The sequence below is a fragment of the Streptomyces sp. NBC_00178 genome, assembly GCF_036206005.1.
GTDB lineage: Bacteria > Actinomycetota > Actinomycetes > Streptomycetales > Streptomycetaceae > Streptomyces.
In genome coordinates, this window is sequence record NZ_CP108143.1 from 5,945,707 (window position 1) to 5,957,974 (window position 12,268).

A 12,268-nucleotide genomic window follows, 5' to 3' on the forward strand; every position below is an offset into this window, starting at 1 on the left:
CGGTGCGCAGGGATGGAGCGGAATCAGGAGGTCGCGGTGCTGGAGACTCTCAGCGGACCGGACAGATGGCGCTGGACATGCGGCCGAGGTCGACGTGCCGCCGACTCACCAAGGCAATTCCAGTTCCGGACATGACGGAAGCGTGTCACGCGGATCTCGGGCCAGTCCACCACGATCCATTATGTGGACGAGATGGTCCCGACATACGAGACGACGTGGTGGCGGTCACGTCGTCATGTCCACAAAGTGCTTTTCCGGACGCGCGGTCAGGCGTACGCGCCGGGCCACGGGCCGGGGTTCGCCGCGTCGGCCTCCCGCTCGATCCGCGTCTCGGCCAGCCGGAACCCGCGCGCGAGGTAGTTGTCCATCGCGTGCGGGCCGTCGTCCGAGCACGTGTGCAGCCACACCCGCTCCGTGGGCTTGCGTCCCGGATGCCGCTCCGCCAGGTCCCACGCGCGCGCCACGCCGTACGCCAGCAGGTGACCGCCGATACGGCGGCCCCGGAAGGCCGGGATCAGCCCGAAGTAGGCGATCTCCACCGCACCGCCCTCCTGCGCGTCGAGCTCGATGAACCCCGCGGGAGTCCCGTCCTCGTACGCCACCCAGGTCTCCGCGCCCGGGCGCTCCAGGATCTCCTGCCACCCGGCGTAGGACAGGCCGAGCCGGTCCGTCCACCGGATGTCGCCGCCCACCGCGGTGTAGAGGAAGCGGCTGAACTCCGGCAGCGCGGTCCGGGAACGCACGACCGTCACCCCTGCCGCCGGGGCGGCCGAGGGCTTCAGGTCCGCGGGCGAGGTCTGTTCCAGGTACCAGACGGTGACGTCACGGAGTGGGGCTGCGGAGAGTGCGGGGTCGCTCATGGCCGTCAGCGAACCACGGCCGGGGTCCCGCCCCCAAACCCTGCGGTTCCGGGCCGCCCCGCCGACGCACGTGCCACGACCACCACCGGAGCCGTCGAGCGGGGCAGCAGGTCCGCCGGCACCTCCGGGTGCACCACCTCCACCTCCACCCCCTCGCCGAAGCGGTAGGGACGGTGGCACAGCACCTCCGCGAGGTGCCGCCGCATCCGCGATATCTCGGCCCGCACCGTCACCGTGCGGGTCGCGTCGCCGAACACGTCCCGGGCCAGCTCCGCGGCGGTGCGCCCCTCACGCCGCAGGGCCAGGGCGTACAGCAGCTCCGCGTGGCGGGGCGAGATCCGGCGCGACCACGTGCCCACCGGGCCCGTCACGTGCACCGTGAGCTCCCGCTCCCGGCTCAGGTCCAGCACCACCCGGCGGGGCGGGCCGTCCTGAGCGCCCTCCGCGACCTGGACCAGCCAGCCGCCCGGCAGGGGCTCCACCCGGCACATCCCGAGCGCCGCCAGCCACACCGGTCCCGGGCGCAACGACTTCGGCAGCGGCAGCCGGTCCACGGGCGGCATGCCGCTCACGGCGGCCAGCCAGCCGTGGGTGTCCACGACCAGGGCGCGGCCGCCCAGCCGGCACAGGATCGGGGCGGCCACGGACCGCAGCCGCTCGATCGCGACCAGATGCCTGCCGCGCAGCTCGCTCTCCGCGAGCGCCGCCACCGAGCCCACCAGGGCCAGCGTCGCCGGGTGGAAGGTGGACGCGGGGCCGCTGACGTCGACGATGCCCATCAGCCGGCCGTCCCGGGGGTCCCGCACCGGAGCGGCGGCACACGTCCAGCCGTGCAGAGCGCGGATGAAGTGCTCGGCCGAGTGGACCTGTACGGGAGTACGGACGGCGAGGGCCGTGCCGATCGCGTTCGTCCCGGTCGCCGACTCCGACCAGGCCGCCCCCTCCTCCAGGCAGATGTCCTTGGCACGGCGCATCACCGCGGGGTGCCCCTGCCGCCACAGGACGCGGCCCTCGGTGTCGGTGACCACCATGATCTGCTGCGCCGCGTCCGCGATGGTGGCCAGGCCCTCGCGCAACAGGGGCATGACCTCGCCCAGCGCGGAACCGGTGCGCCGGTGCTCGATCTCCTCCGTCTCCAGGAGCCGGCTCTCCGGCGACTGCTCGGGATCGACGCCGCTGCGCATCACCCGGTCCCAGGACGCGTCGATCTCCGCGCGCGGGGCCGCCGCGGTGCGCCCGCCCGTCAGCCGCGCCTCCCGCGCGAGGTGCACCGAGCGCTCGGTGAGCGCGGGCCACGGGGCGTCCCCCGGCCGCGGCGGCGCGACGGGCCTTGTGTCCATGAGCGTCCCCCAGCACAACGTGGGTCCCGCCCGGAAGGGGGCGGAAACCGGAGGCCCCATCCTGCCGTGTCGCGGGCACCGCCACGCCGGACTCCGCGCAATGTTGCAACCCCTTGCAACTCTGGTGACCGGACGCGGGCCGTACGACCATGACGGAACGCCGTCCGACGCGTCGTCGACCCGCCGTGCGGTGTGCACAAGCGTGGGGGTGGTGCCGTGTCGGCGCAGCACCACCCCCGTCGTTTGCGCCCCTCAGCCGGTTTCGACCCGCGCCCGCTCCACCACCGAGGCCAGATCGAGGCTGTGCGGCAGCGTCCCGAAGGCCGCCCCCCAGTCCCGGCCCAGCCGTGAGGCGCAGAACGCGTCGGCGACCTCCGGCGGCGCCCAGCGCAGCAGCAGGGAACCCTGGAGCACGAGTGCCATCCGCTCCACCAGCCGCCTGGCCCCCGCCTCGGCTCCCTCCAGGTCGGCCAGCCCCGTCAGCAGGTCCTTGATCGCGGCGTCGAGCCGGTGGTCCGCGCCCCGCGCCTTCCCGACCTCCTGGAGGAGGGCGTCCAGCGCCCGCGGCTCACGCCGCAGCGCCCGCAGCACGTCGAGGGCCTGCACATTGCCCGAGCCCTCCCAGATCGAGTTGAGCGGAGCCTCGCGCAGCAGCCGGGGCATGCCCGACTCCTCGACGTAACCGTTGCCGCCGAGGCACTCCAGGGCCTCGGCGGCCACCGCGGTGCACCGCTTCGTCACCCAGTACTTGGCGGCCGGCACCGCGATGCGCAGGAAGGCCCGCTCGGCGTCCGTGTCCGCGTCGTACGCCGCGGCCAGCCGCATCGCGAGCGTCGTGGCCGCCTCGGACTCGAGCGCCAGATCGGCCAGGACGTTGCGCATCAGCGGCTTGTCGATCAGCGGCCCGCCGAACGCGCTGCGGTGGGCGCTGTGATGTGCCGCCTGCGCCACCGCCTGGCGCATCAGCGCCGCCGAGCCCACCACGCAGTCCAGCCTCGTCGCCGCCACCATCTCGATGATGGTGCGCACCCCGCGGCCCTCCTCGCCGACCCGGCGGGCCCACGTCCCGTCGAACTCGACCTCGGCCGAGGCGTTGGACCTGTTGCCCAGCTTGTCCTTCAGCCGCTGGATCGCGAACACGTTGCGCGCGCCGTCCGGCAGGACCCGGGGCAGGAGGAAGCAGGTCAGACCGCCGGGTGCCTGCGCCAGCACGAGGAACCCGTCGGACATCGGGGCCGAACAGAACCACTTGTGCCCGGTGAGGAGGTACTCCCCGTCACCGGCCAGCGGCTCGGCCCGGGTGGTGTTGGACCGCACGTCGGTGCCGCCCTGCTTCTCCGTCATACCCATCCCGAACAGCGCGCCCGCCTTCCGCGACGCCGGCCGCAGACCCTCCTCGTACACGTGCGAGGTCAGCAGGGGCTCCCACTCGGCGGCGAGCGCCGGATCGGTCCGCAGCGCGGGCACCGCCGCGTGCGTCATCGACAGCGGGCAGCCGTGGCCCGCCTCGGCCTGCGTCCAGACCAGGAAACCGGCCGCGCGCCGCACGTGGCCGCCCGGTCTGCCCCAGGCGTCCGTCAGCCCCGCCGAGACGGCGTGCCCCAGCAGCCGGTGCCAGGACGGATGGAACTCCACCTCGTCGACCCGGTTCCCGTAGCGGTCGTGCGTCCGGAGCGCCGGCGGGTTCTCGTTCGCCCGCGCACCCCACGCCTGCGCCTGGACGGAACCGGCGGACCGGCCGAGCTCACCGAGTTCCCGGCGTGCCTCGTCGAGGACCCCGGGGTCCAGGTGCCGCTCCACGGCCTCCGTCAGCGCGAGGTCGGCCGAGAAGACGTCGTAGCCTGCCAGCGGCGGAACCTGGTTGGTCACTGTGTGGGTGCTTGCTGCCATGCCGATACGGTAAGGACGTGCAGGCAGCAAACGAAACACCCGAGCGGCCACCGGGGCGGCTCCACCGGGCCCGAGTCCTCTACCGCAACGTCTCGAAGCGGCAGATGGCATGGCAATTGCTCAAGGACACGGTCAATTCGTGCGTCGAGTACCGCATCCTCGGCCTCGCGGCGGAGGCGGCGTTCTTCACCCTGCTGTCACTGCCGCCGCTGCTCCTCGGGCTGATCGGCCTGCTCGGTTACGTCGACGCCTGGACGGACACCACCACGGTCGAGTCCATCGAGCGCAACATCCTCGGTGCCGTGCAGACGGTGCTGTCCGAGCGGGGTGTCAACCAGATCGCCAAACCGCTCATAGCCGACGTCACCACCGGCGCGCGCCCCGACGTGATCTCCATCGGCTTCGCGATCGCCCTCTGGTCGGGGTCCCGCGCGGTCAACGTCTTCATCGACACCATCACCGTGATGTACGGCCTCGACGGCCACCGCGGCATCGTCAAGACCCGGCTGCTCGCCTTCCTGTTGTACGTGGTCGCACTCCTCCTGGGAGCGGTGGTGCTGCCGCTGCTGGTGGTGGGACCCGACCGGGTGGTGCACTTCGTCCCGTGGGGGACCGAGGTCCTCTCGGTCATGTACTGGCCGCTGGTGATACTGCTGTCCATCGCCTTCCTCACGACGCTCTACCACGTGTCCGTCCCGGTCCGTTCGCCGTGGCTGGAGGACGTGCCGGGTGCGCTCGTCGCCCTCGGGATGTGGGTGGTGGGGAGCTTCCTGCTGCGGATCTACCTCACCAGCACGGTCGAAGGACCGACCATCTACGGCTCGTTGGCCGCGCCCATCGCCGTCCTGCTCTGGATAGGAATCTCCGCCTTCGCGGTACTCGTCGGAGCCGCGGTGAACGCGGCGATCGACCACGTGTGGCCCTCGCTCGCCACCGCCGCGGCCCGCGCCGCCAGCGACCGGATCAAGGCCGCCCAGGCCGCGGAGCTCGTCGCCCGCACGCAGGCGGCCAACTGGGAGGCGTACGCGGACGACGAGGACGAGGACGTGTGCATGCCGTCGGAGTTCCCGGAGCGCTGGTCGCGCTTCCTGCCCCCGGACGACGTGAAGTCACGGCTGCACGGGAACCGGGACAAGGACGCCCCGTAGCCTGACAGGTATGGGCGCACGGTACGAGGAGCGGCCGGCCCGCTTCGACGGCGCGGTCCTGTGGACCTGGAGCGGGCGGCGGGACCCCGCGCGGCCCGTTCTGCCCGACGGCTGCATGGACCTGCTCTGGACCGGCGGCCGCCTGCTGGTGGCGGGCCCCGACACCCACGCGTTCACGCCCGGCGAGGCGCTCTCCGGCACCTGCGCGGGCATCCGTTTCGCCCCCGGCACGGCACCCGCCCTGCTCGGCGTGCCCGCGCACGAGCTGCGCGACCGACGGGTCGCCCTGGACACGCTCTGGCCCGGCGGACAGGTCAGGCGCCTCACCGAGCGGACCGCCGAGGCGGCCGACCCCACCGGCGCACTGGAGGCCATCGCCTTCGGCAGGGCTGCCGACGCCGGACCGGTGGATCCGCTCACCGCCGCCGTCGCCTCACAGCTGCGGCGGGGACGGTCCGTCGCCGCCACGGCCGAGGCCGTCGGCCTCGGGGCCCGCCAGCTGCACCGGCGCTCCCTGGCCGCCTTCGGCTACGGCCCCAAGACGCTCGCCCGGGTGCTGAGGCTGCAGCGCGCCCTCACCCTCGTGCGTGCCGGGACGCCGTACGCCGAGGCCGCCTGGGCGGCGGGCTGCGCCGACCAGGCGCATCTGGCCCGGGAGATGCGGGACCTGGCCGGCACGACGCTCGGCGGCTACCTCGCCGCCACGGGTCACGACGGGTTCGCGGCGAACAGCGAGACCGCGCAGCCGTCGGGGTCCAGGACGACGGCGTAGCGCTGCCCCCAGACCGCGTCCCAGGGCGGGAGGTGCCCCCGGTACCCGGCGCCGGTCAGATCGGCGTAGACGGAGTCGACCTCTGCGGGACTGTCGCAGAGGAAGGCGAGCCCGAGGCGCTCGCCGCCCTGGGACCCCTTCCACCCGGGGTCGAAGGAGCGGACGACGTTCTCGGTGTCCCACAGCAGGCGCTGCCCGCCCGGGAGGGCGACTTCGACGTGCGGGGCCGATTCGGCCCCGGCGGGCACGTCGAGGCCGAGCCGTCGGTAGAACGCCAGTGAGGCGGCCAGGTCGGCGGTGGTGACGGAGATCGCGTCGAGTCGTGGAGTCATGGAACGACCGTAGGCGGGGAGCCGTGACCGGGTCTTGTACGAAACGGTCACGGCCCCGCGGCGGTCATCCGCCCCGGACCGGCGCCTGCGACGCGGCCACCCGGAGGCGCGGGTCCCGGCGCCCCGGTGGTTCAGTCCTGGAGGCAGGCGTCGGGAGACGTGCCCGGGTCCGTCAGGCGCAGGCCCAGCTGCGCGCGCTCGGTGAGCCAGCGTGTCGGCCGGTACCGCGGGTCGCCGGTCGTGGCGTGCAGGGCCCGCTGGAGTTCCAGCATGCGTCCGGCCCCGACCCGGTCTCCCCAGGCCAGAGGTCCCACCGGGTAGCCGAGACCGGTCGTGACGGCGACGTCGATGTCGGCCGGGGCGGCCAGCGAACGCTCGGCGATCGAGGTGGCGACCGACACGACCGAGGCGAGCAGCCGCTGTGCCACCGAACCCGCGGTGTCCCGGACCACGGACACCGCGAAGGGCTCCCCGCCGTCCGCAGTCCGGGCCAGGACCGCCCGTGCGTCCCGCGCCGCGGCCGGGTCGGCCGCGGGGGTCACCGCGAGCACCCGGCGGCGGCCGGCCGGCGGCAGCGGGTCCACCCCGAAGGTGCGGTCGGCGGGCAGTCCCAGCGACGCCACGGCCGCGGCCACCGTGGTGCCCCACACCGGCACGAGCACGACGGCGTCCGCCGAGGGCGCGAAGCCGCTCCCGACCGTCGCTCCTGCCGCGCCCAGCGCGGCCCGCAGCGCCTCGCCGTCCTCGCCGGCCACGAACACCGTCCGGTCCGCGTCCCCCGTCACCGGCGGCTCCGGGGCCGGGGCGGGCGCGTCCGGCCCGTAGGCGAACCAGCCCCGGCCGGTCTTGCGGCCGTGCAGTCCGGCCGTCACACGGTTGGGGGTCAGGGACGAGGGGCGGAGGCGGTCCTCGTGGCGGAAGCCCTGCCAGATCGAGTCGATGACGGCCGCCGTGACGTCCAGCCCGGTCAGGTCCATGAGTGCGAACGGGCCCATGCGCAGCCCCAGCACGTCCCGGGCGATGCGGTCGATGCCCGCCGGGTCGGAGACCGACTCCTCCAGCAGCGCCAGTGCCTCCGTCACGAGGCCCCGGCCCGCGTGGTTGACCAGGAAGCCGGGGGCGTCGGCGACGGTGACCGCACGGTGCCCGCAACTCTCCACCAGTGCGGTCAGGGCAGGCGGGATCTCCGGCCGGGTCGCCGCGCCCGGCACGACCTCCACGATCCTCATCAGCGGCACGGGGTTGAAGAAGTGCAGCCCCGCGAGCCGCCCCGGGTCCCGCAGCGACGACGCGATCCGCGTCACCGAGAGGGAGGAGGTGTTCGTGGCGAAGACCGTGGACGCGGGCAGGGCCGCCTCCAGCTCGGCGAAGACCTCCGCCTTGGTGCCGAGATCCTCCCGCACGGCCTCGACGACCAGACCGACCCCGGGGCCCGGCGCCCACGGATCGTCCAGCGGGACGAGCCGGTCCAGAGCGGCCGCGGAGTCCCCGGCCTCCATCCGGCCCTTCTCCACGGCCCGGTCCAGCATGGACCGTACGAAGTCCACGGCAGCCGTCACCGCCTCGGGCCGCACGTCGCAGAGCTCGACGGTGTGCCCGCCCGTGACGGCCCACTGGGCGATGCCGCGCCCCATGGCTCCGGCTCCGACGATCCTGATACGCATGGCGGTGACGTCCTCTCGGCAGGTGCGGTCGACAACAGCGAAGGTAGACGCCGGCCGCCCGGCGGGTGCCGGCGGCGGGCGGGATCCGTCAGCGGAGGTAGACGCGGTCCGGGTCGACGTCCTCGCGCAGGAGCCGCAGTTCGGCCTGCGTCGGCGGGGGCACGGTCTCCACCGAGCCGGCCACCGCCAGGTCCCAGCCCGTCGCCGCCCGGACCTGTTCGACCGTCACCCCCGGGTGCACGGCGACGAGCCGCAGCTCCTCCCCGACTCCCGAGCGGGCCAGGATGCCCAGTTCGGTGATGACCCGGGTGACCCCGGCGCCCAGCGGGCGGATGCCCTCGGCGCGTGCGCGGTCCGGCCCCGGGGTCGTGCAGAAGTCCAGCTGGGCCGTGAAGGAGCGCGGGTCGTGACGGCGCATCACCACGAACACCTCGCGGGAGTTGGCCATCACCTCTATCCCGCCCCCGGATCCCGGGAGCCGCACGTCGGGCCTCTCCCAGTCGCCGATGACCGAGGTGTTGAGGTTGCCCCACCGGTCGATCTGAGCGGCACCGAGGAAGCCCACGTCGATGTGGCCGCCCTGGAGCACACAGCCGAACAGGGCGGGCATCGACAGGACGGCCTCCGCGCCCGAGATGAGCACGGCGTCGGCGATGGTCTCGGGCAGATGTGAGGGATGCGCGCCGCAGACCCCGGACTCGTACACCACCTCGATGCGGGGTGCCACCGTCAGGTGGGCGAGCTCGGCCGCGAGCGTGGGCAGCCCGATTCCCGCGAACACCGTGCGCCGGGAGGCGAGTTCGCGCGAGGCGACGACGGAGAGGAGTTCCGAGGAGGTCGGGGTGTCCGTCGCAGTGGTGGTCATGGCCGACTCCTCGTCGAAGGGCGCGTTCACAGACGCCGCCCGTAGTTCACCGGTTCGCTCAGTGCCTCGCCGACCGCGAGACCGGCCCAGAACTCCTCGCCCTGCCTGGCCGTGTACTCGGCGTGGTCCGCCGTTCCGTACACCCACTCCGCCAGCCAGTCCCGCAGCCGCCGCGGGTCCTTGCTGATGTGGGACCAGGCGCGGTAGAAGGCGTTGTCGCGGTCGTAGTAGCCCTGCGCGAAGGACGGGTGCGCGCCGCGCGGGCAGACCACGACGGCGTCCACGGCATGGGCCGGGACGAGCGTGCGGTTGGGGTCCGAGCGGACCACGTCGTCGTCGACGACCTCCTCGACCACGACGACCGCCCGGTCCGCCGCGTACACCGCCTCCGCCTGAATGCCCGTCAGTCCCCAGATCTGGGTGTTGCCCCGGCGGTCCGCCCGCTGGGCGTGGATGATCGTCACATCCGGGTTCACCGGCGGCACGACGTAGATCTGCTCCGGCTCCCCGTCCGGGCCCGGATACGGCGACGTCACCTTGCGCAGGTCACTGTTGACCGCGGGCAGATCGCTTCCGCCGTAACTGCGCAGGGGATAGAAGGGCAGCCGCTGCGAACCCGCGAGGTAGCGGCAGATCATCCCGTAGTGGCTGTACTCCTCGAAGGCGAGCGGCGCCGGATCCGCGTGCTCGATCCTGCGCCGGAGCTCACCGAGCGAACCCGCCGACGAGTTGCCCACGAAGGAGGACACCAGCCGCGACACACAGCCGGCGGCGATCATCTGGTCCACGACGATGTCCGCCGTCATCCGCACGACGGTGAGGTCCTTGCGGCCCTGGCGGATGATCTCGTGCCCGGCGGCGGTCGGGATGAGATGGGTGAAGCCCTCCAAACAGACGGTCGCCCCGTCGTGCACGAAGGCGGCGATCGCCTCCCTCATCGACATGACCTTGCTCGGCCCGTCGGCCGTATCCGTCCGCTCCACGGTGCTCCTCGGCGAGTGCGTGCTGGTCGTCCACACCGTCTCAGCGCCTATTGATTGCTGTCCAATATCAAATTAAGGTCCGATCGAGACCGATGGACTATGAATGGACGACCTCGTGGAGCTGCGCCATCTGACCGCTTTCACCGCCGTGGCCGAGGAACTGCACTTCGGCCGGGCCGCCAGGCGCCTGCAGATGGCCCAGCCACCGCTCAGCCAGCAGATCCGCCGGCTGGAGAAGGAACTCGGTGTCACGCTCTTCGAGCGCAACACCCGCTCGGTGCGGCTGACCAGCGCGGGGGAGTCCTTCCTGGAACCCGTCCGCACGGTGCTGGCGGACCTCGACACGGCCGTACGCGCCGCGCGGGCCGCCGGACGCGGGGAGTACGGGCGCGTCACCCTCGGCTTCGCGGGCGCCTCCAGCCACGAGACGCTGCCCCTCCTCACCCGGGCCGTGCGCGCCGCCCACCCCGCGCTCGAACTGGTCATGGCAGGGCAGACCTACGCCAACGTCGCCCTCTCCAGGGTCGCCGACGGCTCCCTCGACCTCGGCTTCGTCCGCCTCCCCGTCACCCAGCCCGGAGTGTCCTACCGGGTCATCGACGAGGAGGAACTGCTGTGCGCACTGCCCTCGGACCACCGGCTGGCCCGGCTGGAGAGCATCCCGATCGGAGTGCTCGCCGACGAACCCTTCGTCTCCTTCCCCGCCAACGCGGGCTCCACGGTGCGCGACGCCATGGTCCAGGCCTGCGAGGCCACCGGCTTCAACCCCCGTGTCGTGCAGGAGGCCCCGGACTCCTACACGATCCTCGCCCTCGTCGCCGCCGGGGTCGGGGTGACGCTCACCGTCTCCTCCGTACGCCACATCCAGCAGAACGGGCTGGTCTACCGCCCCCTCGCCGGTCCTCCCATCCGGCGGCAGGCCGCACTGGCCTGGCGCGCGGACAATCCGTCGCCGGCCCTGCGGGCGGTGCTCGCGGTCGCGGAGGAGGCCCTGCCGACGCCCGGCGCCGATTGAGACGCGCCGCGTCCTGAACACCGGCCAACTCGATATTGGACCGGCTCAGTGGTCCGGTGCGAAGGTCACCCCACACACCCGAACCCGCCGAAAGGTGTTCCGCCGTGCCCGACCCGACCGATGTCGTCATCTGCGAGCCGCTGCGCACACCCATCGGGCGGTTCGGCGGCGCCTTCGCCCGGCAGACGCCCGCCGCGCTCGCCGCACGCGTCATCGCCGAGATCGTCGCCCGTACCGGGATCGACCCGGGGAGGGTCGACGAGGTGATCCTCGGACACGCCTACCCCTCGTCCGACGCCCCGGCCATCGGCCGGGTCGCCGCCCTGGACGCCGGGCTTCCCGAGACCGTCACCGGCGCCCAGACCGACCGGCGCTGCGGATCGGGCCTCCAGGCCGTCCTCGACGCGGCGATGCAGATCCGGGCCGGTTTCAGCGAGGTCGTCATCGCGGGCGGCGTCGACGTCATGAGCGCCGCCCCCTACTACACGCACGACGGACGCTGGGGCATCAAGGGCCCCGGCCTCCAGCTCCACGACTCGCTGGCCCGGGGCCGCGTCACCGCCGGAGGCGTCAACCACCCGGTGCCCGGCGGCATGATCGAGACGGCGGAGAACCTGCGCCGCGCCTACTCCATCAGCCGGGCCGACCAGGACGCCCTCGCCCTGCGCTCGCAGGCGCGGGCCGCCCGCGCCGCCCGGGAGGGGCGCTACGACGCGGAGACCGTCCCCGTCACCGTACGCACCGGCAAGGGCGAGAACGTCGTGACCGCCGACGAGCACCCCCGGCCCGACACGACCGCCGAACAACTCGCGGGGCTGCGCCCCATCATGGGCAAGTCCGACCCGGAGGCGACCGTCACGGCGGGCAACGCCAGCGGCCAGAACGACGCGGCCGCCGCCTGCCTGGTGACGAGCGCGGCGACCGCCGAACGCCTCGGCCTGACCCCGCTCGTCCGCCTCGTCTCCTTCGCCCGCGCCGGTGTCCCCGCCGCGACGATGGGCATCGGCCCCGTCCCGGCGACCCACGCGGCCCTCGGCCGCGCCGGGCTCACCCTCGCCGACCTCGACCTGATCGAGATCAACGAGGCGTTCGCCGCCCAGGTCCTGGCCTGCACCCGGGAGCTGGGGCTCGGCGAGAAGGACCACGACCAGCGGATCAACGTCAACGGTTCCGGCGTCTCGCTCGGCCACCCGGTCGGCGCCACCGGCGCCCGCATCCTCGCCACGCTCAGCCACGAGATGCACCGCGCCGAGGCGCGCTACGGCCTGGAGACCATGTGCATCGGCGGCGGTCAGGGCCTCGCCGCCGTCTTCGAACGCATCACCGCCTGACCCTCGCCCCCTCACCCCCGGCCGCCCCCTCCGGTCCTCGGGGAGACCCGGGGCGCCCCCGGGGGCGG

Annotated in this window: 12 protein-coding genes; 4 read left to right on the forward strand and 8 right to left on the reverse strand. The window is 73.4% G+C overall.

Annotated elements, in window-relative coordinates:
• Positions 1 to 49: 49 nt before the first annotated feature.
• From OHT61_RS32575 to OHT61_RS25960, 4 genes are all read right to left on the reverse strand, one after another.
• On the reverse strand, positions 50 to 133 hold the full coding sequence (locus OHT61_RS32575; RefSeq protein ID WP_349817346.1) for a putative leader peptide: 84 nt from the start codon (positions 131 to 133) through the stop codon (positions 50 to 52).
• Positions 134 to 266: 133 nt separating this feature from the next.
• Positions 267 to 860 (reverse strand): GNAT family N-acetyltransferase, encoded by a 594-nt coding sequence (locus OHT61_RS25950; protein ID WP_329041524.1) that lies wholly within the window; start codon positions 858 to 860, stop codon positions 267 to 269.
• A 5-nt stretch (positions 861 to 865) separates the two neighbouring features.
• Complete coding sequence (locus OHT61_RS25955) at positions 866 to 2,200, reverse strand: GAF domain-containing protein (protein WP_329041525.1); 1,335 nt, start codon at positions 2,198 to 2,200, stop codon at positions 866 to 868.
• A gap of 252 nt (positions 2,201 to 2,452) precedes the next feature.
• Positions 2,453 to 4,090, reverse strand: coding sequence for an acyl-CoA dehydrogenase family protein (locus tag OHT61_RS25960; RefSeq protein WP_329041526.1), 1,638 nt, complete (start codon positions 4,088 to 4,090; stop codon positions 2,453 to 2,455).
• A gap of 17 nt (positions 4,091 to 4,107) precedes the next feature.
• On the opposite strand from OHT61_RS25960, the gene OHT61_RS25965 reads away from it, so the two are divergent.
• Together OHT61_RS25965 and OHT61_RS25970 are read left to right on the forward strand one after the other, a co-directional pair.
• Complete coding sequence (locus OHT61_RS25965; RefSeq protein ID WP_329041528.1) at positions 4,108 to 5,238, forward strand: YihY/virulence factor BrkB family protein; 1,131 nt, start codon at positions 4,108 to 4,110, stop codon at positions 5,236 to 5,238.
• A 10-nt stretch (positions 5,239 to 5,248) separates the two neighbouring features.
• Positions 5,249 to 6,010 carry a helix-turn-helix domain-containing protein gene (locus OHT61_RS25970; RefSeq protein WP_329041530.1) on the forward strand — a complete coding sequence of 254 codons (762 nt, stop codon included), beginning with the start codon at positions 5,249 to 5,251 and terminating at the stop codon, positions 6,008 to 6,010.
• Here OHT61_RS25970 and OHT61_RS25975 read toward each other — a convergent pair.
• From OHT61_RS25975 to OHT61_RS25990, 4 genes are all read right to left on the reverse strand, one after another.
• Complete coding sequence (locus OHT61_RS25975; protein ID WP_329041531.1) at positions 5,947 to 6,342, reverse strand: VOC family protein; 396 nt, start codon at positions 6,340 to 6,342, stop codon at positions 5,947 to 5,949. The genes OHT61_RS25970 and OHT61_RS25975 overlap by 64 nt on opposite strands.
• A 131-nt stretch (positions 6,343 to 6,473) precedes the next feature.
• A complete protein-coding gene (locus OHT61_RS25980; protein WP_329041533.1) occupies positions 6,474 to 8,006 on the reverse strand; it encodes a 3-hydroxyacyl-CoA dehydrogenase in 1,533 nt (510 codons plus the stop codon).
• Between the two features lie 88 nt (positions 8,007 to 8,094).
• Positions 8,095 to 8,871 carry a CoA-transferase subunit beta gene (locus OHT61_RS25985; protein ID WP_329041535.1) on the reverse strand — a complete coding sequence of 259 codons (777 nt, stop codon included), beginning with the start codon at positions 8,869 to 8,871 and terminating at the stop codon, positions 8,095 to 8,097.
• 26 nt (positions 8,872 to 8,897) lie between these two features.
• Complete coding sequence (locus tag OHT61_RS25990; protein WP_329043391.1) at positions 8,898 to 9,815, reverse strand: CoA transferase subunit A; 918 nt, start codon at positions 9,813 to 9,815, stop codon at positions 8,898 to 8,900.
• A 154-nt stretch (positions 9,816 to 9,969) separates the two neighbouring features.
• Between OHT61_RS25990 and OHT61_RS25995 the strand changes: the two genes are divergently transcribed.
• Both OHT61_RS25995 and OHT61_RS26000 read left to right on the forward strand, forming a co-directional pair.
• Entirely contained in the window at positions 9,970 to 10,869 is a 900-nt protein-coding gene (locus OHT61_RS25995; RefSeq protein WP_329043392.1) for a LysR family transcriptional regulator, read from the forward strand.
• Between the two features lie 104 nt (positions 10,870 to 10,973).
• A complete protein-coding gene (locus OHT61_RS26000; protein WP_329041536.1) occupies positions 10,974 to 12,200 on the forward strand; it encodes an acetyl-CoA C-acetyltransferase in 1,227 nt (408 codons plus the stop codon).
• Positions 12,201 to 12,268: the final 68 nt, after the last annotated feature.